25 protein-coding genes are annotated in these 25,847 nt (G+C 56.4%); 6 read left to right on the top strand and 19 right to left on the bottom strand.

Annotation, left to right across the window (positions count from 1 at the left end; all coding sequences use genetic code 11):
* Nucleotides 1-9: 9 nt before the first annotated feature.
* The 9 genes from proX to AAIE02_RS18980 all read right to left on the bottom strand — a co-directional run bounded on the left by proX (nt 10) and on the right by AAIE02_RS18980 (nt 9,733).
* The gene (proX, locus tag AAIE02_RS19020; protein WP_498533054.1) at nt 10-1,002 is read right to left on the bottom strand and encodes a glycine betaine/L-proline ABC transporter substrate-binding protein ProX; all 993 of its coding nucleotides are present in this window, start codon (nt 1,000-1,002) and stop codon (nt 10-12) included.
* 55 nt (nt 1,003-1,057) lie between these two features.
* Nucleotides 1,058-2,137, bottom strand: a complete 1,080-nt coding sequence (gene proW, locus AAIE02_RS19015; RefSeq protein ID WP_166879014.1) for a glycine betaine/L-proline ABC transporter permease ProW — start codon at nt 2,135-2,137, stop codon at nt 1,058-1,060.
* On the bottom strand, nt 2,134-3,333 hold the full coding sequence (gene proV, locus AAIE02_RS19010; protein ID WP_498533053.1) for a glycine betaine/L-proline ABC transporter ATP-binding protein ProV: 1,200 nt from the start codon (nt 3,331-3,333) through the stop codon (nt 2,134-2,136). The genes proW and proV overlap by 4 nt, the downstream gene beginning before the upstream one ends.
* 255 nt (nt 3,334-3,588) lie before the next feature.
* Nucleotides 3,589-4,779, bottom strand: coding sequence for an alginate lyase family protein (locus AAIE02_RS19005; protein WP_336983708.1), 1,191 nt, complete (start codon nt 4,777-4,779; stop codon nt 3,589-3,591).
* A gap of 34 nt (nt 4,780-4,813) precedes the next feature.
* On the bottom strand, nt 4,814-5,911 hold the full coding sequence (gene nrdF, locus AAIE02_RS19000; protein WP_498533052.1) for a class 1b ribonucleoside-diphosphate reductase subunit beta: 1,098 nt from the start codon (nt 5,909-5,911) through the stop codon (nt 4,814-4,816).
* The gene (gene nrdE / locus AAIE02_RS18995; RefSeq protein WP_336983709.1) at nt 5,811-7,955 is read right to left on the bottom strand and encodes a class 1b ribonucleoside-diphosphate reductase subunit alpha; all 2,145 of its coding nucleotides are present in this window, start codon (nt 7,953-7,955) and stop codon (nt 5,811-5,813) included. The genes nrdF and nrdE overlap by 101 nt, the downstream gene beginning before the upstream one ends.
* Entirely contained in the window at nt 7,928-8,338 is a 411-nt protein-coding gene (gene nrdI / locus AAIE02_RS18990; RefSeq protein ID WP_008458227.1) for a class Ib ribonucleoside-diphosphate reductase assembly flavoprotein NrdI, read from the bottom strand. The genes nrdE and nrdI overlap by 28 nt, the downstream gene beginning before the upstream one ends.
* Nucleotides 8,335-8,571: a glutaredoxin-like protein NrdH gene (gene nrdH, locus AAIE02_RS18985; RefSeq protein ID WP_008458226.1), complete on the bottom strand. Its 237-nt coding sequence runs from the start codon at nt 8,569-8,571 to the stop codon at nt 8,335-8,337. Before nrdH ends, nrdI begins: the two co-directional genes overlap by 4 nt.
* A gap of 730 nt (nt 8,572-9,301) precedes the next feature.
* Entirely contained in the window at nt 9,302-9,733 is a 432-nt protein-coding gene (locus AAIE02_RS18980) for a carboxymuconolactone decarboxylase family protein (RefSeq protein ID WP_008458225.1), read from the bottom strand.
* A gap of 87 nt (nt 9,734-9,820) precedes the next feature.
* Here AAIE02_RS18980 and pdxR point away from each other — a divergent pair, with 87 nt between their 5' ends.
* Nucleotides 9,821-11,197: a MocR-like pyridoxine biosynthesis transcription factor PdxR gene (pdxR, locus tag AAIE02_RS18975; RefSeq protein ID WP_498533051.1), complete on the top strand. Its 1,377-nt coding sequence runs from the start codon at nt 9,821-9,823 to the stop codon at nt 11,195-11,197.
* Between the two features lie 71 nt (nt 11,198-11,268).
* Here pdxR and AAIE02_RS18970 read toward each other — a convergent pair whose 3' ends face one another.
* Nucleotides 11,269-11,598 carry a DUF883 family protein gene (locus tag AAIE02_RS18970; RefSeq protein ID WP_008458223.1) on the bottom strand — a complete coding sequence of 110 codons (330 nt, stop codon included), beginning with the start codon at nt 11,596-11,598 and terminating at the stop codon, nt 11,269-11,271.
* Nucleotides 11,599-11,758: 160 nt separating this feature from the next.
* On the opposite strand from AAIE02_RS18970, the gene AAIE02_RS18965 reads away from it, so the two are divergent.
* Nucleotides 11,759-12,103 (top strand): DUF2002 family protein, encoded by a 345-nt coding sequence (locus tag AAIE02_RS18965; protein ID WP_498533050.1) that lies wholly within the window; start codon nt 11,759-11,761, stop codon nt 12,101-12,103.
* Nucleotides 12,104-12,146: 43 nt separating this feature from the next.
* Here the strand turns inward: AAIE02_RS18965 and AAIE02_RS18960 are convergent, their stop codons facing one another.
* A complete protein-coding gene (locus tag AAIE02_RS18960; RefSeq protein ID WP_008458221.1) occupies nt 12,147-12,602 on the bottom strand; it encodes an L-alanine exporter AlaE in 456 nt (151 codons plus the stop codon).
* A 351-nt stretch (nt 12,603-12,953) separates the two neighbouring features.
* On the opposite strand from AAIE02_RS18960, the gene AAIE02_RS18955 reads away from it, so the two are divergent.
* Complete coding sequence (locus AAIE02_RS18955; RefSeq protein WP_008458220.1) at nt 12,954-13,241, top strand: DUF2623 family protein; 288 nt, start codon at nt 12,954-12,956, stop codon at nt 13,239-13,241.
* 112 nt (nt 13,242-13,353) lie between these two features.
* Here AAIE02_RS18955 and AAIE02_RS18950 read toward each other — a convergent pair whose 3' ends face one another.
* From AAIE02_RS18950 to AAIE02_RS18940, 3 genes are all read right to left on the bottom strand, one after another.
* Nucleotides 13,354-13,533, bottom strand: a complete 180-nt coding sequence (locus tag AAIE02_RS18950) for a GDFGVC terminal motif YodC-like protein (RefSeq protein ID WP_008458219.1) — start codon at nt 13,531-13,533, stop codon at nt 13,354-13,356.
* Between the two features lie 90 nt (nt 13,534-13,623).
* A complete protein-coding gene (locus tag AAIE02_RS18945) occupies nt 13,624-14,148 on the bottom strand; it encodes a rhodanese family protein (protein WP_008458218.1) in 525 nt (174 codons plus the stop codon).
* Nucleotides 14,149-14,156: 8 nt separating this feature from the next.
* Nucleotides 14,157-14,459 (bottom strand): metalloregulator ArsR/SmtB family transcription factor, encoded by a 303-nt coding sequence (locus AAIE02_RS18940; RefSeq protein ID WP_166995667.1) that lies wholly within the window; start codon nt 14,457-14,459, stop codon nt 14,157-14,159.
* Nucleotides 14,460-14,525: 66 nt separating this feature from the next.
* Here AAIE02_RS18940 and AAIE02_RS18935 point away from each other — a divergent pair, with 66 nt between their 5' ends.
* Both AAIE02_RS18935 and AAIE02_RS18930 read left to right on the top strand, forming a co-directional pair.
* Complete coding sequence (locus AAIE02_RS18935; RefSeq protein WP_498533049.1) at nt 14,526-15,140, top strand: histidine phosphatase family protein; 615 nt, start codon at nt 14,526-14,528, stop codon at nt 15,138-15,140.
* A 589-nt stretch (nt 15,141-15,729) separates the two neighbouring features.
* Nucleotides 15,730-19,830 (top strand): autotransporter outer membrane beta-barrel domain-containing protein, encoded by a 4,101-nt coding sequence (locus tag AAIE02_RS18930; protein WP_498533048.1) that lies wholly within the window; start codon nt 15,730-15,732, stop codon nt 19,828-19,830.
* A 92-nt stretch (nt 19,831-19,922) separates the two neighbouring features.
* On the opposite strand, the gene AAIE02_RS18925 is transcribed toward AAIE02_RS18930, so the two are convergent.
* The gene (locus AAIE02_RS18925; RefSeq protein WP_166995673.1) at nt 19,923-20,888 is read right to left on the bottom strand and encodes an AraC family transcriptional regulator; all 966 of its coding nucleotides are present in this window, start codon (nt 20,886-20,888) and stop codon (nt 19,923-19,925) included.
* 81 nt (nt 20,889-20,969) lie between these two features.
* Between AAIE02_RS18925 and AAIE02_RS18920 the strand changes: the two genes are divergently transcribed.
* Complete coding sequence (locus AAIE02_RS18920) at nt 20,970-22,001, top strand: SDR family oxidoreductase (protein WP_498533047.1); 1,032 nt, start codon at nt 20,970-20,972, stop codon at nt 21,999-22,001.
* Nucleotides 22,002-22,004: 3 nt separating this feature from the next.
* Here the strand turns inward: AAIE02_RS18920 and AAIE02_RS18915 are convergent, their stop codons facing one another.
* The 4 genes from AAIE02_RS18915 to AAIE02_RS18900 are packed head-to-tail and all read right to left on the bottom strand — an operon-like array spanning nt 22,005 to nt 25,787.
* Nucleotides 22,005-23,378, bottom strand: coding sequence for an MFS transporter (locus AAIE02_RS18915; protein WP_498533046.1), 1,374 nt, complete (start codon nt 23,376-23,378; stop codon nt 22,005-22,007).
* Nucleotides 23,379-23,428: 50 nt separating this feature from the next.
* Entirely contained in the window at nt 23,429-24,277 is an 849-nt protein-coding gene (locus tag AAIE02_RS18910) for a helix-turn-helix domain-containing protein (RefSeq protein ID WP_498533045.1), read from the bottom strand.
* 9 nt (nt 24,278-24,286) lie between these two features.
* Nucleotides 24,287-25,237 carry a ketopantoate reductase family protein gene (locus AAIE02_RS18905; protein ID WP_498533044.1) on the bottom strand — a complete coding sequence of 317 codons (951 nt, stop codon included), beginning with the start codon at nt 25,235-25,237 and terminating at the stop codon, nt 24,287-24,289.
* A 37-nt stretch (nt 25,238-25,274) separates the two neighbouring features.
* The gene (locus tag AAIE02_RS18900; protein WP_336709462.1) at nt 25,275-25,787 is read right to left on the bottom strand and encodes a winged helix-turn-helix transcriptional regulator; all 513 of its coding nucleotides are present in this window, start codon (nt 25,785-25,787) and stop codon (nt 25,275-25,277) included.
* Between the last annotated feature and the right edge of the window lie 60 nt (nt 25,788-25,847).

Raw genomic sequence — 25,847 nt, 5'->3', positions numbered from 1 at the left:
AGGGGCGGTTTATTTCGCCGCCAGTGCCTCTTTCACCCAGCCGTCAAACTGCGCCTGGTGCGCCTTAATCCAGCCGTCGACGTGGCCGTTAATGTCGGCCTCAGAAGACTTACCGTTATGCATCATCGCATTCTGGGCATTGATATCCGCCAGCGGTAATTTCATGACGGCAAACAGCTTCGCCGCCTGTGGGTTTTTCTCGGCCCAGGCCTTGTTGGCAACAATGTGCATGGTGTTCACCGGGAAGCCGTAGTTCGCCCCGTTAGGCAGTTTAGTATCAATATCTTTCTGCTCGCCCGGCAGGGAAGAGAACGGCACCTGCAGCCACACCACGTCTTTGCCCGGCTTCAGCACATCGCTCACCCAGTACGGTGTCCAGGTGTAATACAGCACCGGCTTACCTTCTTTGAAGCGCGCGATAGTGTCGGCCATCATCGCCGAGTAGTTGCCGTGGTTCACGGTCACGGTATTCGCCAGCTTATAGGCTTCATTCTGGTGATTAATCACCGCCTCGCAGCCCCAGCCTGGCGTACAGCCCATCATGTCAGCTTTGCCGTCGCCGTTGCTGTCGAACAGTTTGGCGATTTTCGGATCTTTAAGCTGCTCGATATTGGTGATGTGGTACTGGTCAGCGGTTTTCTTATCAATAAGGTAGCCCTGAGCCGCGCCGGTCACGAAGGTGCCTTCCCGGTAGAATTTCTTGCTCCCGCCCGCAGCGGCGTACATATCATCATGCAGCGGCTGCCAGTTAACGGCAGTGAAGGTGGCGTCGCCGGAAGCGATAGAGGTGTAGCCTACGTTATAGTCCACCTCGCTTGGCTTGTTCACGGTGTAGCCCATTTTCTCCAGCGCGCGGCTGACCAGCAGCGTCTGGAAGGTTTCTTCGGCGATGGTGCTCTGTACCGGCTGAACGGTAATGCCTTTGCCCGGCAGGTCTGTGGCAAAAGCGCTGGTGGTAACGAGTGTCGCAAGAGCTGTGGCTAAAATAGCGTTGTGTCGCATCGTTATTCCTTTTTAATGGTGATGGGGCGAGGGGCGGCCGAAGCCGCCGCCAGGCTTATTTCATGAAGGGACGGGTCACAAGACCCAGCGGGCCGGTGGTATACCAGCGGCGGTTGCCACGGGAGCGGGAATCGCGCCCAATGGACTGAGTCAGGCGGTCGAGAATAATGGCCAGGATCACGATCCCCACGCCACCGACCGTAGCCAGACCCATATCAAGGCGGCCAATGCCGCGCAGAACCATCTGGCCGAGCCCTCCCACGGCAATCATCGACGCGATAACCACCATCGACAGCGCCAGCATCAGCGTCTGGTTAACGCCGGCCATAATGGTTGGCATCGCCAGCGGAAGCTGCACTTTGAACAACATCTGGCGCGGGCTGGCACCGAATGAGCGCGCCGCTTCGACCAAATCTTCCGGCACCTGCTTAATGCCCAGGATAGTCAGGCGCACGATAGGCGGCAGGGCAAAGATAATCGTCACCACCACGCCAGGCACGTTGCCGATGCCGAACAGCATCACGATAGGCACCAGGTAAACAAACGCCGGGGTGGTCTGCATGGCATCCAGCAAGGGGCGAACGATTTTCGCCGCACGTTCGCTGCGCGCCAGCCAAATCCCGAGAGGCAGGCCGAGCACCATACAAAACAGCAGGGCCGTCAGCACCAGCGCGAGAGTGACCATCGCCTGCGACCAGGCCCCAATCGCGCCAATGGCGACCAGCGAAATCAGCGTGGCAACGCCCATGCCGAGGCTGGACATTTGCCAGGCAATCAGCGCAAAGACGATAATCGCGACCGGCGCGGGCATCCCCAAAAGCAGCTGCTGGAAGCCGCTGAGAATATAATCCACCGGCACGCGAATGCCCTGGAACACCGGGCGGAAATGGGTCACCACCCAGTCGATCCCCTCCGTCACCCAGCTGTCGAGAGGGATCAGCGTTTTGTGGAACGGATCCAGAATATTGAAATGTTCAGGCGCGGCTGCCGGGGCCGAATTCAGCCAGTCAGCGCCTCCGCTGGTGGCCGCATCCGACGCCGGAGCGCCCCATGCGTCTGCAGAACCTGTTGCCTGACTGGTTGCGGCGTCTGTTGCCGCGCTGCCGGTATCCCATGGATTAGTTGCGTCACTCATTGACTTGCCCCCTCACGATCTAATGCCTGCAGCAGCACCCCTTTTGAGATGATGCCCACGTACTGCCCGTCTTCGCTGACCACCGGCACCGCGCACGGAGCCTGGCCGACATGAGAGAGCAGATCGCTCAGCGAGGTTTCGGCGGAAACCGCCTCCGGGGAAGCCAGAAACGCATGGTCCAGACCTTCGCCCGCCGCCAGTGCCGCTTTTAGTGAATCGGTAGAGACGATGCCAAGGAATTTTTGTCCGCGCTCAATGACATAGCCATATTCGCGGTCGTCATCCTGCAGCAGTTTCAGCGCCGAACGAGGGCCAAAGCCGCTGGTTTTACGCAGTAGCCCAGCCGGGCTGCGGCGGGCAATATCTTTGGCGCTAAAGACCTGGCTGATGTCCACGCCTCGGAAGAAGGTGCGCACGTAATCGTTGGCCGGATTATTTAAGATTTCATCCGGCGTACCGACCTGCACCACTTCGCCGCCCTGCATAATGGCAATGCGATCGCCAATACGCATGGCTTCGTCGAGATCGTGGGAAATAAACACGATGGTGCGCTGATGTTTTGCCTGCAGCTTAATTAATTCGTCCTGCATTTCGGTCCGAATTAAGGGGTCAAGCGCGGAGAAGGCTTCATCCATAAGTAATATGTCTGGATTTATGGCCAGCGCACGGGCTAGACCTACGCGCTGACGCATCCCGCCGGACAATTCATCGGGATAAGCATGGGCATAATTCTCAAGTCCGACCTGACGTAGCGCATCCAGCGCTTTTTCATGCCGTTCTTTGACCGGAATTCCCGCAAGCTCCATACCGAAAGCGGCATTATTTAACACCGTCATATGCGGCATTAAAGCAAAGGACTGGAAGACCATTGCGATCTTTTTTTTGCGCACCTCGCGGAGTTCTGAGTCTGATATTTTGGCAATATCAATGCCGTCAATCAGTACCTGTCCACGGGTGGGTTCAATCAGGCGATTGAGAAGGCGAACCATGGTGGATTTTCCTGAGCCGGACAACCCCATGATGACAAAAATCTCGCCTTCTTCAATGGCCAGACTGGCGTCTTTTACGCCAAGCGACAGACCCGTTTTTTCCAGTAATTCACTCTTGGAAATGCCCTTCTCAATGTATTTGAACGCGCGCTGTGGATGTTCGCCAAATACTTTATATAAATTCTTCACTTCTAATTTAATTGCCATGCAATAAACGGCTTCCTGTATTTAATTTATTTATAGATGATTCCTGATGGAAATAATGACCGGTATATACCCTAACATACTAAGAATCTGAGGCAACCCTCGATTCTGTGATGTCAAAATATCCGCGCGATGAATGTGGGAGAAATTTCCCATGAGCACTGGCCTGAGAGGGAATAAGTGCGGTGGAATATTTTTTGTCAATGAGGTGAATATTCAGCCTGAATTTGGGTGATTCAGGCTGAAATGACAGGCGTATTACGGCTGAGCAATTAAATTAATGACGGCAGTTTTATTCCGGTTAAGCAGCCATTGGGCTTTGTCTTTAAATGTATTATTTTCCCGCCAGGCATGTGCGGCGGTCACCATATTTTCCAGCGCCTCATCGGGCTTGAACGGCTCGATATTGGGGTACGGCCACGGGGTTTGGCTATCGACAAACTGGGCGATGTACAGGTAGCCATTTTGCAGGCTGTGTTCACCGCTTTTGGCCTGCCAGACGTTGACCCCAACTTTTTCACCCAACAGCCCTAACGGGTTCCAGGCATCGAGAATAAAGTTGCTGTAGTGCCAGGAACGCGTGCGCTCAATTTCCGTCACCGGCACGCCTTTGGCGTCAAACTGCACCGGAATGCGCTGGGTGGCAGAAATCAAACGCTGTTTGGCCGCGTCCTTATCCCCCAGCCACAGGGCAATCGCGGCGGCCTGAACGTCGTCCCAGGTGCCATGATTATTTTCAGCCGCAGCCTCTTTTTGGCCGTTTTCGCTGGTGGTCAGCCACTGGTAATAATCCCGGTACCACTGCCTGAGCGAGCGCCAGGTTTTATCATCCAGCTTTCCGCCGTCGTGCAGCAGCTCAATGGCATCAATAAGCCGCACAAAGCCGCGTCCGTCGAGAATACCAGTGCCGCGCACGCCTTTTCTCCCGGGAATGGTTTGGGCGTGAGCGAGATTCGGCGTCATCCGGGTTTCCGGCGTGATAAACCAATTCACCAGCTGCTGGCGGGCTTTTTCCGCGTAGGTATCTTTACCGGATAACTGCCAGGCCAGCGCCAGATTCCATACGTCATCGGTCATGCTGTTCAGGCGGGCTTTATCGCTTTGCTTGCCGACGGCGACGGGATTGATCTGGCCATCTTTTCGCACCCACGGCAGGCCGTCGGGGCTTTTAGGATCGGGCCACCAGTAGTCAGAAAAGCTGTAATAGTCGTGAGGATCGCCTGCCGGTGCGCCGGGGCTTTTTTGGGTGATGCTGTAGAGCGGATGAATTAGCGCCTGGTCGGCTTTATGCTTAAGGGCTTGCCAGGCGGGCATCAGGGCCGGGTTTTGCTGGCTAATCTCTTGCTTACTGTGCGCCAGCTGTGCCGTGTCCAGCAGCAGCGGGGCGCCAAAGGCTAACGGTGCGCTGCCGCAAAGCAGCGCCAAAACAGAACAACGAAATAACGACATAAGCCACCTCGCAAAATGCTCAATGGCCAGATTACTAGAAATCCCAGTCCTCGTCCTCGGTTTCCACCGCCTTGCCCATTACGTAGGAGGAGCCTGAGCCGGAGAAAAAATCGTGGTTCTCATCGGCATTGGGGGACAACGCCGCGAGAATGGCCGGGTTAACTTCCGCCATCTCCGCCGGGAACAGCGCCTGGTAGCCCAGGTTCATTAGCGCTTTATTGGCGTTGTAGCTCAGAAACGCCTTCACTTCGTCTTCCCAGCCCAATTCACGGTAAAGCGTTTCGCTGTACGCCAGCTCGTTATCGTAGAGATCCATCAGCAGATCGAGGGCAAAGTTTTGCAGCTCGGTCTGGCGCTCGCGGCTCTGCTGCGCCAGCGCTTTCTGGTACTTGTAGCCGATGTAATAGCCGTGCACCGCCTCGTCGCGGATGATCAGCCGAATGAGATCGGCGGTGTTGGTCAGCTTGCCGCGGCTGGAGTAATACATCGGCAGCCAGAAGCCGGAGTAAAACAGGAAGGACTCGAGAAACACGCTGGCAATTTTCTTCTTCAGCGGGTCGTTGTCCCGGTAATGGCCCAGAATAATCGAGGCTTTACGCTGCAGGGCTTCATTCTGCTCGCTCCAGTCGTAGGCGGCGTCCACATCTTTGGTCTGGCAGAGCGTGGAAAATATCGAGCTGTAGGAACGGGCATGCACCGCTTCCATAAAGCTGATATTCGACATCACCGCCTCTTCGTGTGGCGTCAGCGAATCGGCCATCAGCGCGGGGGCACCCACGGTATTCTGAATAGTGTCCAGCAGCGTCAGTCCGGTAAACACGCGGATAACGAGCTGCTGCTCCTGCTCGCTGAGCGATTGCCAGGCCGGAATATCATTAGAGAGCGGCACCTTCTCCGGCAGCCAGAAGTTACTGGTCAGGCGGTTCCAGACCTCGAGGTCTTTATCGTCCTCGATTTTGTTCCAGTTGATGGCGCTTACGCGCGTCAGTTGCGTCATTTTCTTTCCTTGTCCTTTAGCCTGGTTCTTTGCGTTATAGCGCGCAGGACACGCAGCCCTGCACCTCGGTGCCTTCCAGCGCCAGCTGCCGCAGACGAATGTAGTAGAGCGTTTTAATGCCTTTCTTCCAGGCATAAATCTGCGCTTTATTGATGTCGCGGGTGGTGGCGGTATCGCGGAAGAACAGCGTCAGCGAAAGCCCCTGGTCAACGTGTCGGGTGGCCTCGGCGTAGGTGTCGATGATCTTTTCCGGGCCGATATCGTAGGCGTCCTGGTAAAACTCAAGATTGTCGTTGGTCATAAACGGGGCGGGGTAGTACACACGCCCGGTTTTACCCTCTTTACGGATCTCAATCCGGGAGACAATCGGGTGGATGCTCGAAGTCGCGTGATTGATGTAAGAGATTGATCCCGTCGGCGGGATAGCCTGCAAATTCTGGTTATACAGGCCGTGCTCGCGTACGTCGTCGCATAGCTGCTGCCACTGTTCGCGCCCTGGAATCGCAATCCCTGCTTTGGCAAACAGCGCCCGGACTTTCTCCGTTTTTGGCTCCCACGTTTGTTCGAGGTACTGTCGGAAATATTCGCCGCTGGCATAGCGCGACTGTTCGAAACCGGCAAAACGCTGCTGTCGCTCCCGGGCTAAAGCATTGGAAGCGCGAAGCGCGTGCCAGGTGATGGTGTAGAAATAGATATTGGTGAAATCCAGCCCTTCGGCTGAGCCGTAGGCAATGCCCTCGCGCGCCAGGTAGCCGTGCAGGTTCATTTGCCCGAGGCCAATAGCGTGGGAGGCGGCATTCCCGGCTTCAACCGACGGCACCGAGCGAATATGGCTCATATCAGACACCGCCGTCAGGCCGCGAATGGCGGTCTCCACGGTGCGGCCAAAATCCTCAGAGTCCATGGCATGGGCGATGTTCAGCGAACCAAGGTTGCAGGATATGTCTTTGCCCGTTTGCGCGTAATCCAGGTTTTCATCGTAGGTCGAGGCGCTGTTTACCTGCAAAATTTCCGAGCAGAGGTTACTCATGTTAATACGCCCGGCAACCGGGTTTGCCCGGTTAACCGTGTCCTCAAACATGATGTACGGGTAGCCGGACTCAAACTGGATCTCCGCCAGCGTCTGGAAGAAGTCGCGAGCGTTGATCCAGCTCTTACGAATCCGATCGTCCTCCACCATTTGCTGATAAAGATCGTTGACGCTGATGTCGCCAAACGGCTTGCCGTAGATTCTTTCCACGTCGTAAGGCGAAAACAGCGCCATCTGCTGATTGGTTTTGGCTAGCTGGAAGGTGATATCCGGAATAGTCACCCCGAGCGACAGCGTTTTAATGCGGATCTTCTCATCGGCATTTTCCCGCTTGGTATCGAGGAAGCGCAGGATATCCGGGTGGTGCGCGTTGAGGTAAACCGCGCCCGCGCCCTGGCGTGCGCCAAGCTGGTTGGCGTAGGAAAACGCGTCTTCCAGCATCTTCATTACCGGGATCACGCCCGATGACTGGTTTTCAATGCGTTTGATGGGCGCCCCGGCTTCACGCAGGTTGGAAAGCAGGAAGGCAACGCCGCCGCCACGTTTGGACAGCTGGAGCGCCGAGTTAACCGCGCGGCCAATCGACTCCATATTGTCTTCAATCCGCAGCAGGAAGCAGGAAACCAGCTCGCCCCGCTGCTTCTTACCGCAGTTGAGGAACGTTGGCGTGGCAGGCTGGAAACGGCCGCTGAGCATCTCTTCCATCAGGCGTGTGGCAAGCGGCTCATCTCCCTGCGCCAGGGTCAATGCCACCATGCAAACGCGATCCGGGAAATGTTCCAGATAGTGCTTCCCGTCCCAGGTTTTCAGGGTGTAGCTGGTGTAGTACTTCCACGCGCCTAAAAAGGTCTGGAACTGAAAGCCGCTGCCGTGCGCTCTGTCGAACAGTTCAAGGATAAACGGGCGCGAATAGCGGGTTAGCACGGCATCGTCGTAATAGTGCTCGGCCACCAGATAGTCCAGCTTCGCCTGCCGGCTAGGGAAGCTGACGGTGTTCGGTAAGACGTGCTGTGCAAAGAAGCTTTCCACGGCCCGTTTGTCTTTATCAAACTGGATATTTCCCTCTTTGTCATAGAGGTTGAGCATGGCGTTGAGGGCGTGGTAGTCCACGCTTTCCGTTGCTAAACGGACTGCTTCTGTCGTTGCCAAAATTCGCTTACTCCCTTACGCACGTTGTCGATGTCTTGCGGGGTGCCCAGTAGCTCAAAACGGTAGAGGTAAGGCACCTGGCATTTTTGTGAAATGACGTCCCCGGCCCGGCAAAACCCTTCGCCAAAACTGCGGTTACCGCTGGCGATCACGCCGCGGATCAGCGCGCGATTGTTCGGGTTGTTCAGGAAGCGGATCACCTGCGGCGGTACCGCCCCGGCAATGCCGCCGCCGCCATAGCTGGGCACGATTAAAATGTAGGGTTCCGTCACTTCCAGGCGCGCTTTTACCTCCAGGGGAATGCGTAAGGCGGGCAGTCCCAGGCGTTCGATAAAACGCAGGGTGTTTTCCGACTCGCTGGAGAAGTAGACGAGGGTGCTCATGCGCTGGCAGCAACGCACAGGCGATTGATCATATCCGGGCGAAAACCACTCCAGCTTTCGGCTTCGGTCACCACCACCGGCAGCTGACGAAAGCCTTTGGCCCGCAGGTCGTCAGCCGCTTCCGGATACTGATCGAGGTTGATCATGTCGAAGGCAAAACCCCGGCTCTCCATCGCCCGTTTTGTAGCATGACACTGAACACAGTCATCTTTAGTGTAAATAGTAATGCGCATGATTCGTATTTCCCTTTAGAATAATGGAACGCCGCATAAAGTGGACAGCGGGTGGTGTGTTCGTACTGAAAGAAATACTAGATGTTGATTTTAAAATTTTCAACCACGCAAGATATAGTGTTTCTGTGATTTTTTGTAGGGGGTTGAAAAGTGTAGGGGAAGGGGGATCTTTTTCAGTAGAAAGAGCTTTATCTATGAAAGAACGGTTGAGATTCCGGTCACTTGTAATCCTGTTTCCTCTGCACGTTCAAAGCACGTGAACGTGTCAGGGGGCATTACGCCATGCCTCCTGACAACCCCCGGCGCCCGGCGAGCTCATCGCCGCTGAAGCGGTAAACCCACCGGTTATCACCCAAACATTCGGGGTCGTTCGCGATTCGTTCCCGACAGCTCAACCCCGTCTGAGTTGGGTCATAACCGGGGGTGCTGAGAGCCGGGAACAAGGGCGTGGCTGTAAGACTTGCAGCAACGTTAACGTCCCGTGTGGCTGCAGGTTAAAAGCGAGGCTCGGCTCCGGCTTAAATCGCCTCTGTTTTATCTCCGACCCAGGACTGGGAGATAAAACAGAGGCGATTTATTTCGCCGGGAGTCCGGGTTCTTAGGGGAGTGACGGTGACTCCCCTAAGACGCTCACCGTTACAGTGGCTGCATATCAAACAGGCCTGGAAGTGAACGTAATATTCTCCAGGCTACATAGAACGTGTTTGTGTCTCAAAGACAAAAAAATCTCTTACTGCCGCATCCCAATCGCAACGCGGTTAAACGCATTCATCATGCTGGCCGCCAGGGTCAAATCTACAATCTCCTCGGCGCTGAAAAACTGCAGCAGCGGTTGGTACACATCATCTTCGGCATTGCTGTCGGCAATCAGGGTGAGCGCTTCTGCCCATGCCAGCGCCGCACGTTCTTTCTCCGTAAACTGGTGGCTGACTTTCCACCCCGCCAGTGAATCCAGCTTCACCTGGTCAACGCCGGATTTACGCAGCGCTTTGGCATGCATCTCCAGGCAATAGGCGCAGCCGTTAATCTGCGACACACGCAGGAAAACCAGCTCGATCAGCTCGTTGCTCAAGGGGCCATTTTCCAGCCCCTGCAGCGCCTGCCGCATCGGTTTGATCACGTTGGGGGAGAGTTCATAGTAAGGCTGACGTAATTCGATCATGGTGTGGCTCCTCAGGTTGATGTGAGGACAATTTACCACTATGATGGACTATCAAAGAGAGCCATAAATTAACTAAAAAACCAGACCATGAAACAAAAATTTGCGCCGCTTACCGTGACCTCTCATCCCGCTCAGCCGCGCTACCAGCAAATTGCCCGTCAGCTAAAGCAGGCGATAAACAGCGGTGAACTGGCGGCAGGGAGTCGCCTGCCGTCCAGCCGGACGCTGGCGCTAGAACTGGGGGTTGCCAGAGGCACGGTTGAGAACGCTTATGGCGACCTGGTGGCTCAGGGCTGGCTGGAGCGACGTGGGCAGGCGGGCACTTTTGTGAGTCCATCGGTGAAGCACGATCCCGGTGGTCAAAACATTTCGGCCGCTCACCCGCAGGGCGCGCCCAGGCCTTTTCAGATGGGGCTGCCCGCGCTGGATCTCTTCCCCCGGGCTATTTGGGCGAGGCTTATGGGGCGGCGTTTGCGGCAGCAAACTCGTTTTGACCTGATGCTACCGGAACCCAGCGGGGAAACCTCATTGAAGCAGGCGATTGTGGATTACCTGCGCTTCTCCCGCAGCATTGACTGCCAGCCGGAGCAAATCTTTATTACCCCCGGCTTCCAGGCTGGTATTGCCCTGATCCTCGCCACGCTTGCACGGCCCGGGGATGGCATCTGGCTGGAAGATCCGGGCTACCGCTTTGTTCGGCCTGATTTTGTAAAAGCGGGGATGGCGCTCCGGGCGATCCCCGTGGACGATGAGGGCATGCAGGTTGATTACGGCGTGAACCATTTTCCCAATGCCCGTTTTGCACTTTTGACGCCTGCGCACCAAAGCCCGTCAGGCGTGGCGCTCTCTCTTTCACGGCGACACGCGCTGCTGGAATGGGCCAGTCGGGAACAAAGCTGGATCATTGAAGATGATTACGACAGCGAGTTTCGCTACCACGGCAAGCCCTTGCCGCCGCTAAAAAGTCTGGACAGCCCGCAGAGGGTTATTTACGCGGGGACTTTCAGTAAGTCGATGTTTCCGGCCCTGCGTGTTGCATGGCTGGTGGTGCCTTCCCACGCGGTAGAAGATTTTCAGCGTCAGGCTCGCAGGCAACCCTGTACCGCTCCAATACTTATTCAGCAGGCTATCGCCGACTTCTTGCGGGAAGGGCATTTCTGGCGGCACTTAAAAAAAATGCGTCAGTGCTACGCCGAACGCCGGTTATGGCTCGAGGAGGCGCTACGTGAGCAAGGGTTTACGGTTGTGCCTCAGGAAGGCGGCATTCAGATGGTGATGCAAGTCGAAGGTGACGAGTTGATTATCGAGGGCAAAGCCAGAGCCGCAGGACTTGCCGTCCAGGCACTCAGCCACTGGCGAATTGAACATCATGGGCCCGGTGGTTTGCTGCTGAGTTTTACCAATATCAGTTCGTATGAAATGGCCCAGCGCTATGCGCTTCAACTGCGGTTGGCCATAAAGTAAAAACCCCGGCGAATGGGGCCGGGGTTACAACGCGCATTTAGTCTCATTTATCGACTGTTAAACGCCCGGGGTTAGCGGCGTGACACCAGCAATGCCCCAAGGACAATACCTACCGCTGCGCCAATCCCCACGCTCTGCCAGGGTTTATCGCGAACATAGGAATCTGCGCAGCCAACAGCATCTCGCGCGGCTTGCGTCACTCGGCCCTGATTACCGTTAATCCTTGCACGGGTCTCTTTCAGAAGCGCTTCGGCTTTTTTACGTGCGGCATCAACTTCATCTTTCGCATCGCTGCCGAAGGATTTCAATACATCTTCCAGCGTATCTGCCAGCTGACTGACATCGTTATTGATTTCGTCTACCTGATCGTCAACGTTATTTTTGTTTGCTCGGCTAGCCATTATTGTCTCCCTTTTTAAGATGTAACGCTAAGTGTAGACCATGGATTTTAGTTATGGGGCGGCGCAAAGCCTTTGCCGGCCTTTCTGGACAATTCCGAAAGCGTTGCCAATGCTGCTTATTGTATGGTTGCGATGCAGTAAATGATGACGAGGAAAATCTATGTATTTACGACCGGATGAGGTGGCCCGAGTACTTGAGAAATCGGGTTTTACCATGGATGTGGTAACGGCAAAAACCTACGGCTACCGTCGTGGTGAGAATTACGTTTATGTTAACCGCGAAGCGCGCATGGGGCGCACCGCTCTGATTATTCACCCTACCCTGAGAGAGCGCAGCCAGTCGCTGGCCGAACCGGCTTCAGAGATGAAAACCTGCGATCACTACGAGCAGTTCCCGCTCTATCTTGCCGGCGAAACGCACGAGCACTACGGTATTCCGCATGGTTTCAGTTCCCGTATTGCGCTGGAAAGATATCTGACAGGGTTATTTGGCGAGTCTGAATAAGTGAACGACTGGCTTCAGGCCAGTCGCCTTTGCATGTCGGGACTCAGGCGCCCGCTTTCACGCCCATCTGGCCGCTGACGCGAAACAGTCGGCGGCAGAAATCCAGGAAGTAGCCGTAAGCGGCACCCATCATCATCGACACCAACAGGTTAGAGGTCACGGCAGCCACAATCTGGTGCCAGTCAGCGCCCACGCTCCATAAAATCAGCACGTAAACCGGGGACTGGAAAGTCACATAAGCCAGCACGTCAGCCAGGTTTTTCGCCCAGCTCGCCGGGGTCATGCGGCGCGCGGTACGCATAAAGGCATCGCGGTAGAAGCCATAGGGCCAGGCGATAATAATGTTGACCGGCACGGCGACCAGGCGGGAAGAGAGCGACTGCTCGAAGGTCATGCCTGAGAGGAAGATCTCAATCATCATGTTCACTACCGAGCAATACACTACCATTGCAAAAATATCTGCGGCGGCATGGCGTAAGCGTGACTCAGGGGAAAACATAATGTTGACTCCGGTTTAAAAGTAGTCGCTTGCGCTACTTTTATGGCTAATTATTGGTGTTATAAAACATGTAAATCACTGGGAGTAGAGTATGTCACTGCAATGTTTTCATCAATTAGCTATAAATTTTTATTTATAGGTTTTTTGTCGATAAAGTGCGTTGAAACACACTTTGCCGCTGGCATTTCCTGATTTTGTGGTTCTTTTTTTAATTTCTTATTGATTATCAACGAGATGATTTAATTACGTCTTAATGCACAACATCCCCCAAAAACTCCGGGTTTTAGGGATATCCATCGCGCTTAGAATCGTTATATAATTATTTATATAGCGAGTGATGAGGAGTCGCTGATGGATAACCATTTTGGTAAGGGCCTGATGGCCGGAATGAAAGCCCGACAGGCCGACAGCGCAGTTAACGTGGAGCGTTTCTGCGCGGATTACAAACGCGGCTTTGTGCTGGGCTTTACTCACCATATGGCCGAGCAGACCGGCGATCGCCAGCGTGCAGCCTGGGAAGCCGGGGTGTTAACTCGCCGCTATCAGCTGGATAAAGAGTCTGTGGCTGACTTTCTGAAAGAGGTCAACGCGGACGTTGTGGTTCGATGTTTCTTTGCGGGTTATGAGAAGGGCTATTGATTGCTGGCCTGGATTGCCGCCGTGCCCGGTTGTTTATGAATGGCGACGACAAGGATAGGGGCACTTTTATTGAGAAGAACGGCGTGATTAACCTCACGCCGTTTTTTGTTGCTTAGCAAACGCCGAAATCGCCTTCTTCCTGGTACAGCGAAACCGAATCTGCTTTCAGCGTCAGTTGATCCGCACCTAAGGTCGCGGCCGGGACGCAAATCAAATCTTCTCCCTGAACCTCAACCACCTGTAGCTTAGGGCCGCCCTGTTTGGGCTGCACCACATCACCTGGTTTGAACATAGAAAAACCTCTGAATGCTAAGGGAATTTAATGCGGTTTTGCCGCCTGATAACCATAGATCAGAAATCGAGGCGGATAAAGCAAGATACGCTAGCGCCGGTTCCACGGCAGCCAGGCCAGTAGACGTGCCATACCGCAAAATCCGCTGATACCTGCGAACAACAAACCTGCTCCAACAAAGCCGGAAAGCAGGAAAAATCCGCTATTAACGCTGTACCCGAGCACGACCCCAAGTAGGATTAACGTCCCCGCCACAATTTGTACCTGCCGCATGATTGGCAGAGGCTGGCTTTTATCCGCCAGAATCTCCTGCCCGCCTTTTTTCCATGCTTCGAGGCCCCCGGCCAGCAGCATGACCTGGGCCGGTTCGGCAAGCGCCGCCAGCTTTTGGGCATGCTGAGAAGAACGCATTCCGGACTGACAGTGGAAAATCACCACGTCGTGAGGATCTAGCGGCCCCAGCCTGGCGCCGTTTTCAATGGCGGAAAGCGGCATCAGATGCGCCTCTGGAATGTTCTCACGGGCATGTTCATCCGGTTCGCGGATGTCGATCAGCGCGGCACCGCCGGCAATGAGCTTTTTCGCTTCTTCTGGCAAGATGGATGAAATAGTCATGATGTTCCTCAGGGGCAGTAAATGGTTTTCAGCGTCGCGATCACTTCGCGTACCGCGCTATTTTTGATGAAATAGAGCACACGCTGAGCATTACGCTGGTGCGCTATGAGCCCTTCATCCTTCATTTTCGTCAGATGCTGGGAGGTCGCTGAGGGGCTCAATCCTGCGGCGGCGGCAAGTTCTCCGGCCCCGGTGCCTGGGGAGTCGAGCAGCAGGCAGAGGATCAGCAAACGCCGGGGATTACTCATGGCTTTTAGCAATTTGGCTGCTTCGTCCGCACTGGACTGAAGCTGGGAAAGTTCAGGTGTCATGATTTTTACTTTAGATAACTCTAAATTTAGTAAATGCTAAATTAAATTTTCAACAAAGGAAAGAGCGTGCGGGCAATTCTGGTACGGCATGGCGAAAGTGAGGGGAATCAACAGGGGATTATTCAGGGAAGGCTGGAAAGCCAGCTCACGGCGCGGGGGCTCCGGCAGAGCTTTGCGCTGGCTGCCGAGTTGGCCGATTTATCCGTCCCCCATATTTATACGTCACCGGCGCTGCGTGCACAGGGCACGGCTAATGTGCTGGCCAGTGAATTGCGCAGCCAGACAACCGTGGATGAACGTCTACAGGAACGTGATTTTGGCCCACTCCAGGGGCTAAATGTTATCGAGGCGCAAAAAACACATCCCGGGCTGTTTAATACCCTGCTATCGGGCGAGCCGCACCGGGTGACTCCTGAAGGGGAGTGCCTGGATAACGTTAGTCGCCGCCTGTTTTCCTGCCTGAACGATTTGAATGAACGCCACCGGAACGACACGGTGATTATTGTGACTCACGGCCATGCTTTGGAAATTGTCATCTGGCAATTGAAAGGCGCTTTAATTACCGACGATCTCAGACAATATGGACATCAAAACTGCAGTTATAGCATCATGAATATTGAAGGTGAATGTATCAAATTGGTTAAATGGGGAATTGCGACGTATTTACGTGATATTAAATAGACTTTGTTGGGGCTTTTTAAACTTGTTAATGGTTTATTTGTTGCACTGAAGGTAGGGGTTTTATTCGTGTTTTTTTGATAACGAAATTGATTCTTTGCTTTCAAAAACAAAATTAATGCTCACTTGCTAATAGGATTAATCTGTAAGTTGTCGTTTTTGAGTATTTCACGCCTATAGGTGTTCAATTGTTTTAAGGTAAATAAAAACAATTAGTTACTCTTTGTTTTTTGTCTAAGAACATCAGTTTTTATCCTCGCTCAAATTCTCCTTATTATTCATTCCATGCGTCAAATCAAATTGTAATACAATTTAGTTTTGCTTAAGTCTATTTTTGCGGTGTTAAAATCAGTCGCCGAAATAAACTTCTTTCATGAAATACATGGCCGTGAAAGGTTAATTTCGTTATCGCTCTGGTGTTTTTGTAATTACATTAGATTAACACCAGAAACATTTTTTAGTGATTTTACCTTTCGTTTGAAAGTCGTTTTCGTTCGTCTTTTAAAACCCGAAGGCAATTTTAAATAAATTGTTGCACGCCTGTTTCTGATATTTCGAATCAACAGACTCCGCAGAGTTAAAGAGGATGCAAATGCCCCGTATATTACCGAACCCCGGCAAGCGACGTTTGATTGCCACCGCTATCAGTGCCGCCTTATTAAGCGCCATTCCACAGCTAACGTTTGCCGCAGATGGCCAGACCGGTGGCCCGGCGACCTCTTCTGACAGCGCTCAGGGCGGCGGTGGCGGCACAATGGATACCACAACGGGCATCGGCGGCAACGGCGGTGACGGTGGTTCCGGTGAGCGTGGGCAGGGGAGCAGCCAGGGGGAAAATGGCGGCGCAGGAAGCGTGAATGGCGTGGATAATTCACTCCCTCCAGGCACCGCTACCGGAGGCACAGGCCAGCAGCCAGACGGGACAGCCACCAACGGCAGCGGTTCTGCTGGCGGCGGCGGCGGTGGCGGCTCAGCCGGGTCGGTGCTGAATAGCAGCAGCGGTAGCAATAGCGGCGATATCACAGGCGGAAATGGTGGTCGGGGAGGCAACGGCGGCAGCAATACCACGGACGTGGCCGATGCGGGCAACGGGGGTAACGGCGGTGACGGTGGTGGCGGTGGCGCTGGCGTGCTGATCACCGGCACGGGCAGCTATACCAACGGCGGTTCCATCACCGGCGGCGACGGTGGTACTGGGGGTAACACCGGAAGCGCAGCGGCAAACGACCAAACGACGGCGGGAGAAACGCTCCACGGCGGCAGCGGTGGAGCAGGCGGCGCGGGCGGGGATGGCGTCATGTTGACCCTGGGTGGGAACGTCACTAACACCGGGGAAATTACCGGTGGGCGGGGCGCTACGGGGGGCCTGGCGGCTAATGCCGACACCAAAAGCAATGCCAATGTGATCGGCGTTGGCGGAAGCGGCGGTGAGGCGGCCGAAGGCGGGAGCGGGGTCTGGCTGAGCGACACCAGTACGATAACCAACAGCGGCAGAATCCTGGGCGGCGGCGGCGGCGACGGCGGTAACGGCGGGGCGGTTGAGTCTGGCCAGGGAACAGGCGTTGTAGGTTATGGTTCTGCAGGCGGCAACGGCGGCAGCGGGATTACGGTTAAAGGCAGCGGCAACGTCATTAATAACAATGGCGGCCATATTATCGGTGGCAACGCCGGGACAGGTGGCGGCGGTAACTCTAACAGTACCGGGGATAATCTCAGCGGCGGTGACGGCGGTGACGGCGGGAAAGGCGGCAGCGGGATCGAGCTTGAAGGCGGCGGCAGCGTCAGTAACTTCGGCGAAGTGACCGGCGGGCTCGGCAACCGCGGCGGCGGTAGCGGGAACTTAAGTACCTCACAGGGCGGTGACTCCGGTGCCGGGGGCATTGGGATTGAAATCAACGGTGGCGGGGATGTTGTCAACGAAGCCAGCGGCGTCGTCACCGGCGGTAAAGGCGGGGATGATTCTGCGGGCGGCGGCGGCGTAGGTGGCGCAGGCGGTGATGCAGTCTCCATTGTCGGAGCCGGGAGCGTGACCAACCACAGCGCGTTTGTGGGCGGCGACGGTGGCGCGGGGGCGAACGGCAACAGCCCGACCTCCGACGGCGGGACCGGCGCAAAAGGCGGGAACGGCTTGTCCATTGACGGCAACGGTACGCTGACTAACGACAATGGCGCGAGTATCTCCGGTGGCCTGGGGGGAACCGGGGGCGGCAGCGGCGGTGATACCAGCCGCGGCGGTACCGGCGGTCAAGGCGGGAGTGGCGTCCTGATTGGCGCTGGCGGTCAGGTTATAAATAACGGCGATATCCTTGGCGGCACGGGTAACCGCGGGGGAGGCGGGGGCGGTAATGCCGGTGGCGCTGGTGGCGCTGGGATCAGCATGACCTCCGGCGGCGGGAGCGTCGTTAATACCGGCAGGATTTCGGGCGGTAACGGCGGTGAACCCGGTACAGCAGGCGGAATAAACGGCGTTGGGGATATTGGCGTCGGCGGAGTCGGGATCAGCGGCAGCGATATGACTATCGTCAACAGCGGAACCATCAGCGGTGGGCTGGATTTCAACGGGCAAAACCACTCGCAGGCCATTCTGTTTAACGGCGGAACCAACTCCCTGGAGCTGCGCGACGGCTATAACGTGCAGGGCACCGTGCAGGCTATCGGCGGTGATGACACGCTTATTTTGGGCGGTGATGCCAATAGCCAGTTCGATGCCGTCAATATTGGCGACAGTGCCCAGTACCGGGGCTTCGAGCACTTCCATAAAACGGGGGCGAGCACTTGGGTATTGAACAATACCACGGCAGCGGCCACGCCCTGGACTTTGTACGCCGGCATTTTACAGATTGCGCAGAACGGTGCGTTGGGGGCCGACACCAGTTTGTTGACCTTCGACGGTGGTACGCTGCAGGTAACTAATAGCTTTGATTTAGAGCGCCCCATCACGCTGGAAAACGCGGGTGGGACGCTGGACACTCAGGGGTTCAATACAACCATCAATCAGGGCGTGACCGGCAGCGGGGCGTTGACCAAGCTTGGCAGCGGGGCGTTGACCATGGCCGGGGACAGCACCTACACCGGCGCGACCACGCTGGCGGAAGGGAGCCTGGACGTGACGGGATCTTTGGTCAGCGATGTTATGGCTAAAAGCGCGACTCTGCTTTCTGGTACGGGCAGTATCGGCGCAGCCATGCTGGAAACCGGCAGTACCTTAACCATCGGCAGCCCGCAGCAGACAAACGACGACGCAGCCAGTTTCACCGTGAACGGCGATCTGAATAACAGCGGACTTGTGAATCTTTCTCGCCGTGCCGATATCGTCGGTAACACACTGAATGTCGGCGGCGATTATACAGGCGGCACCGATAGCCAACTGAACGTGAATACCGTGTTGGGGGACGATGCATCTGTCACTGACCAGCTAGTGATTCAGGGGGCGACGTCTGGTTCAACCGTGCTGGCGGTCAACAACGTTGGCGGCCAGGGGGCTGAAACACAGCAGGGGATAGAAGTGGTGGCCGTGGGCGGCAACTCTGCGTCAGGCGTATTCACTCAATCCGGGCGTATTGTTGCCGGGGCATGGGACTACAGCCTGGTGCAGAAGGGGCAGAATTGGTATCTGACCTCTATGAGCAATCTACCTCCGGAACCGCCTGTTGATCCTGTGACACCACCAGTCGATCCTGTCAGGCCTACGGTACCACCGATCCAGCCCGATCCGGTGCCGGTTTATCGGCCTGAGGCGGGCAGCTATCTGGTGAACCTGACGGCGGCGAATACGCTTTTCAACCTGACGCTGGACGATCGCGAAGGTGCCACAGAATACCGTGTCCCGCTGGATGAACGCGGCATGAGCCGCAGCACTTTCTGGCTGCGTCAGGAGGGCGGGCAGAACCGCTTCCGCACCGGGGAAGGCCAGGTAAGCTCCAGCGCCAACCGCTACGTTGCGCAGCTGGGGAATGAATTCTTGCACGGCACCAGCAATCAGACCGACCGCTGGGGCGCTGGGCTGATGGCAGGCTATGGCAACGTGCAGGGCAACTCACGTTCAAATTTGACCGGCTATCGCTCTGAGTCCGAGCTGGACGGTTACAGCGTCGGGGCTTACGGCACCTGGTACCAGAACGCCGTTTCCCGCGAAGGCGTCTATGTTGACGGCTGGGTGATGTACAACTGGTTTAACAACAGCGTCAGCGGTGATGATTTGCCGAACGAGGATTACAAGAGCCGCGGCTTCACCGCGTCGCTTGAAAGCGGCTATAACATGCTGCTTAGCGAAAGCGAGCGTCAGGCCGTCTACCTTGAACCTCAGGCGCAGCTGACCTGGATGGGCGTTCACAGCGCTGAACATACGGAAGCTAACGGCACTCGCGTGCAGGACAGCGGCCAGGGTAACCTACAGTCTCGCCTTGGCGTACGGTTATATCTGCGCGGCCACCGCACAGAAGACGACGGCAAAGGGCGTGAATTCAAGCCTTATGTAGAAGCAGACTGGCTGCATAACACCAAAAACTTTGGCGTGAGAATGGGGGATAAGCTGCTCAATGAAGAGGGCGTCCGCAACATCGGCCAGCTCAAACTTGGCGTGCAGGGGCAGATTTCCCATGATCTCAATATGTGGGGCGGTGTTGCCCAGCAAATCGGCGACAAAGGCTACCACGACACCTCCGCGATGATCGGCGTGAAATACGGGTTCTGATCAACCAACAAAGCGGCCGGAATAACCCGGCCGTTTTTTCATAAAAAGACTATTTGTTCCCCTTCTCGCTATTGTGCGGCGTTTTTTTATTCTCAACTTACCGTGTTGCGAGCGGCGTTACGCCAGGCTCTGGGTGACAGCCCGGTTTCGCGCTTAAAGGCGTTGCTAAAAGCGCTTTCGGAGGTGTAGCCGAGGGATTGGGCCACCATGGCAATTTGGTCTGCCTGCTCGCGCAGTGCTTTCTCCGCCAGCCGCATACGCCACTGGGTAAGATAAGCCACAGGCGTAATGCCCGATACGTTACGGAAATACTCCGCAAATGTGGTGCGCGACATCGCACAGGCTTGGGCGAGATCTTCCAGGCGCCAGTTCCGAGCCGGGTTGGTGTGGATAAGCTGCAGCGCCGGGGCTAGGCGGGCATCTCCCAATGCGCGTAGCAAACCTGCCGGAAGCGAACTGCTGGTTTGCAAATGGGCACGAAGGATCTGAATAAACAGCAACTGCGAAAGCTGCGCGGAGGCGAGCTGGGTGCCGGGCTGGGCCGTTTCTCTTTCGGCAATCAGCTGATCGAGCAGCCAGCGGAAAGACGCCGCCTGCGGGGATGCGGCCGGGATGTGAATCCACTGAGGCAACACCTGAGCAAGCATCTGCCCGCGATGGGGATCCAGCAGGACGTGGCCGCCCATATACTCAAACTCTTTCCCTTCTCCCAGAGCGGCGTAGTTCCGCTCTCCGGCCTTAAAAACGCTCATCGCATCGACCGGTTTGATCTCTGGTGAGCTGGCGACAATAAACGCCCGCCTGGCATTCAGCAGGCCGACATCGCCGGTGCAAAAATAAATCGGTTCCGCATGGCCTTCGAGCATCACCCAGCAACTGCCTTTGACGATGGCGAAGAACTTAATTTTGTCCGGAGGTGGGAAGTGAAGCGCCCAGTCGCCGCCCGCGGTAAAGCCGCCGGTGACCAGCGACTCGGCGTCGGCAAATTTGAGGATTTCAGAAAAAGGATCGGTGTGCATTTCCGTACTATCGCGCAAGTAGAACGGACTATCAAGCATTCAAAATCCAGCTGACCGGCTTTATTCTGCGCAGCAAGTGAACGTATGCCGCCTGCTTGCCAGGCCACAGAGGACCAAAGCATGACACAAGATATTGTATTAGTTACCGGTGGAACCGGATTTATTGCCCAGCACTGCATCATTACCCTGCTGGCAAAAGGCTATGAAGTTCGCACCACCGTACGTTCCGCTGACCGCAAAGCAGAAGTGCTCCAAAACCTGAAAGAGGGCGGCTGCGAGCCCGGAGAGCGCCTCTCCTTTTTCATCGCTGATTTAATGGCGGATGAAGGCTGGGCTGAAGCGATGGCCGGGTGCCGTTATGTGATGCATGGCGCATCGCCGACGCCTTCCGGCAACCACGCCACCGACGAGGACTGGATCAAACCTGCGGTGGACGGCAACCTGCGAGTGCTCCGCGCCGCAAGCTTTGCCGGGGTTAAGCGCGTCGTCCTCACCTCAGCCTTTGGGGCCGTTGGCGTCGGGCACCCGGCAAGCCATCGCCGCCCGTTTGATGAAACGGACTGGAGCGACGTGTCCGGTAAAGTGTGGCCCTATCAAAAATCGAAAACGCTGGCGGAAAAAGCCGCCTGGGACTTTGTGGCGACAGAAGGGCGTGGCCTGGAGCTGTCGGCGGTGAACCCGGTGGCGGTGATGGGGCCGGTATTGGGGCCTGATTTTTCCCATTCCACGCGGCTGGTGAAAAACATGCTGGATGGGCAAAAAGGCAACCCGAACATCAACTCTTGTTTTGTGGATGTGCGCGACGTGGCCGATTTGCATTGGCTGGCGATGACGCACCCTGCCGCCAACGGCGAGCGTTTCCTTGCCAGCTCCGGCCACAGCCTGCTGATGGTTGAGGTGGCGAAAATCCTGCGTAAACACCTCGGCGAAGCCGCCAGCAAAGTCTCCACCCTCGCGCTGCCCGACTGGATGGTGCGCCTGGCGGCGCACAAAAATCCGGGCATGAAAGGATCGCTGACTCTGCTGGGCGTCAACATGAACGTGACCAATGCGAAAGCGGTGAACCTGCTCGGCTGGGTGCCACGTCCACCGGAAGAAGCGATTGTGGCCACCGCCGAAAGTTTTATTCGCCTGGGCTTACTGGAAAAATAAGCGCTACTGCTTCGCGCTTAGCAGCAGCGCTGACAGCGAGGCGATAAGCCCGAAGAGTGACATCAGCAGCCACGCGGTGTGGTACTGCTCGCTGGCAACGGCGCTGCCGGACACGGCCACAAACACCGCCACGCCTATGGCGGCCCCAATTTGCCGTGAGGTGTTAATGATCCCGGTGCCGGTGGCATATTGCTGCGCCGGGAGCGCCGCCGTACCGCCTGCGATAAACCCCGTCTGGCCGATACCCGCTCCGGCTCCGGTCAGCATCAGCGCAGGCAGATAGGCCAGCAGATAGTCCGGTTCGGCGCTAAGGGCGCTGTACCACCAGAGGCCGGCTATCACATACAAAATACCGGCGGCGATGGTGAGTTTTTTAGGGGAGACCCCCGTTCTGCCTGCGATCAACGCCGCGACAACGGCGGTGCCAGGGCCGAGGCCAAAAGCGGCGCCTGCCTCGACGGTCGGCCAGTGCCAGACCTGGGTCAGATACAGGCTACCGCCCAGCAGCATGATGGCAAATCCCATGTAGAAAAAGGCCATGCCAAGCGTGGCCAGGGTAAACGCAGGCACGCGGAATACCCGCAGGTTTAGCGCCGGGGCGGGCTGCGTCAGGCAGCGACGAACGAACAGCGTCAGGAAGACGAACGCCCCGCCCAACACCGTCCAAAGCCTGATACTGGCGAAGCCCCAGTCGCTGGCCCAGGAGATCCCGGCCACCAGCAGCGCAAGCCCCGCAACCAGCATTAGCGAGCCGAGAATATCCGGGAAACGGCTCTTTACGATCTCCGTTTCCGTCAGGTGCTTGCTCAGCCACAGCGCCGGGATTGCCACCGGCAGGTTGATCAGGAAGATCAATCGCCAGTCGATATTCACCAGCGCCCCGCCGAGCATTGGGCCAAGCGCGGCGGCAACTGAGCCGGTAGCGGCCCAAATCCCTACCATTTGCTTATGGCGCTCTTTTGGGTACGCCGCCAGCAGCAGCCCCAGACTAGTGGGGATCATCAGCGCTGCGCCGATGCCTTTCAGGCCCCGAGCGCAAATCAGCGAGATAACATCCGGGGCAAAAGCACAGGCTATGCTCGCCACGGAAAACACCGCCAGACCTGCCTTGAAGATACGCTTGCGGCCGTAAATATCCGCTATTCGGCCTGCGGGCACCAGAAACGCAGCGAAGGCAATGGAATACGCGCTGATCACCCAGGACAGCGCCTGGTTAGTGGCCCCGGCAAAGCTATCGCGAATAGCCGGGAAAGCGAGGTTAACGACAAACAGATCTAGCGACGACAGCACGCTTCCCGCGCCAATCACAATCATGACCCAGGCGGACACTCGCGCGCTGGCCTGGCTGACGGACGGTGAATCCGTAGAATGAGACATACTCTGCTCCGAAGAAAGTAAGAACCTTAAAACGCAGGAGTATGAAAAGGTCAGCGGCGGCGGTATTGGATATTTGAAAAGTGTGCGCTAACAAATTGTGCGGGCGTGATGCCGAAGCAGCCTTTGAAGCGGCGAATCAAATGGCTTTGATCGAACAGGCCAACGGCGGTGGCGACGTCCGAAGCAGGCTGGCCCGCGCGGAGCATTTGCCTGGCGGAGTCCATGCGGACTCTGTTGAGGTAGGCGTGCAGCGACAGGCCATAAGCGGCGCGAAACAGTTGGTTCAGCCGAACCCGGCTCAGGCCGGATGCCTGCGCCATATCTTCCGTGGTCAGCGGGGAGGCAAAGCTGGCATGAATCAGGTCGCGGACTTTGGCAATTCGCGGCTCGCGGCGTTCTTCCTGCGGCGTAAACCGGCGGGTGGAATAGCGGCTTAGCAGCGGCTTCAACGCGTCAATCAGCAGCACTTCCAGCGCTAAGTTATCCTGCGATTGAAACAGCGTGCGGTGTAGCGTTTGCAGCCTGGCGACGATATCAGGATCGCTCAGGATCGGGCTGGTGAAGCACAGTCCGTGGTCGGGATCCAGTTCCAGCTCGTGGGCAATGCCGTCCACAACCCAGGGCTGGACGTAGAGCATGCTGTAGGTGTAGCCCTGCTCGGAATAAACGCTGCCGTCGTGGGCATCCCCCGGATTCACGATCATCGCACTGCCGGCAGGCGCGATAATCGAGCCGCGGCCCAGCCCCACTTTAGAGGCCCCGACGTCCATAGTGCCGATCACAAAGTAATCGTGGGAGTGGCGCTCGTAGCGGTGCTTATTAAAATGGGCGTGCAGGCCCTGGAGCCCCTGCGACGGCGCCGCGACGAACTGTGTCCACTCGTTGGCGAGAAGCTCCATATGACCTCGTTATTTGAACGGCTGCTGGGCCGCCGCGCCTGGCGTGTGCTGGTGGGCGTAAACCTGGAGATGGCAGTACGCAGCCCGATAAAGGGGGACGTTCAGGCCGTGTCGAGTGGCGCGGGTAATCATATCGCCGACAATCGCATCACCTTCCAGGCGTGGCGCGTTGCTGGCAATGTCGCGCCTCATCGAGGCGGCCCAGGCGGATTGTGGATCCAGCAGGCGTTCTTCAATGCTGGTGATTTCCGCCTGCGGTAGCGCATAGCCTTCCGCTGCGGCGACGCTCAGGCTCTCCGAAATCGCCTGTTTCATCAGCGCCTCTCCGTCCCGTGTCGCCATGATATCTCCCACCGTGCCACGCATCAGGCAGTTCATTAACGCGCCGGAAGCCAGCATCACCCATTTGTTCCAGAGCGCCTGCATGATGTTATCTGACAGGACGCGTGCGCCTGCGGAAGAGGCTAAAAGCGCGTAAACCGCTTTTGCTACATCAAGCGTTGCGGGCGATCTCGCGCCGACAACAACTTGATCCGCCGCACCCATCTGTTTGATGTCGCCGTTGGCGTTAAGCGTGGTGGCAATATAAGCCACGCCGCCGAGCACCCGGTCGCGGCCAAAACGAGCGTCAAGCTCGTCGTAAACCGAGAGGCCATTGAGGAAAGGCAAAATGGCGGTAGAAGGGCCAACTGCGGGCGTAATGTCCTCGATAGCCGCCTGCAGATCGTACGTTTTGCAACTGAGCAAAATCAGATCGTAGTCCGACCGGAGGCTCTCCCGGGTGACTGCGTTAATCGGGGCGTTAAAATCGCCCAAACTGCTTTCCAGCCGCAGCCCTTGCTTTGCCAGCAGCTCAGCCCGTTTTGGCCGAACGAGAAAAGTTACGTCAGCGCCGGCCTGAATCAGCCTTGCGCCGTAATAACCCCCGATTGCACCTGCCCCAACCACCAGTATTTTCATTACTTTTCTCGCTGAGTTTACGTTGATCTTACCCGACTTAGCTTTCGCTGGGTTCGGGGTTTCTGATTCGACCCGCCGAACGCCAGCGGGTGAGGTCGTCGGCACCTGGCCCCAACTCCACCATGACGTCCTGCGGCGAAACTTGCTGCCCGGTTTCGGTATCCACGAGGGCAACTTTCACTTTATGGCCGCTGCTGCCGTCCACCATGAAAAGCGACGGCCCCACAAGGCCCGGGATATTCCACTTACTGCCTATCTGCATCATGCTCAGCAGCACCAGCCCGATATCCCGCCCTTTTTCGGTGAGCAAATATTCGTAGCGTTCCGGTCTTGTCTGGTAGCGCTGCCGGGTAATTAACCCTTGCTCTTCAAGCGCTTTTAACCTGTCGGACAGTGTGGCATTGGTGATGCCGCTGGAGCGGCGAAAATCGTCGTAGCGGCGGAGGCCTAAAAAGAGGTCCCGCATAATCAGCATTCCCCAGCGGTCGCCTAAGGCTCCCATCACGCAGGCGATGGAGCAGGTCATACCTTCAAAACCTTTCGAGCGCATAGCGTTCCTTATTTTTCATCAACGTGGACCCGGTAACAGTCTATAGCCGGATCTCTGCCT

It is taken from the genome of Cedecea sp. Ae19-4 (assembly GCF_059801165.1).
Note: the sequence above shows the minus strand (reverse complement) of the source record. Positions and strands in the feature narration are given on the sequence as shown.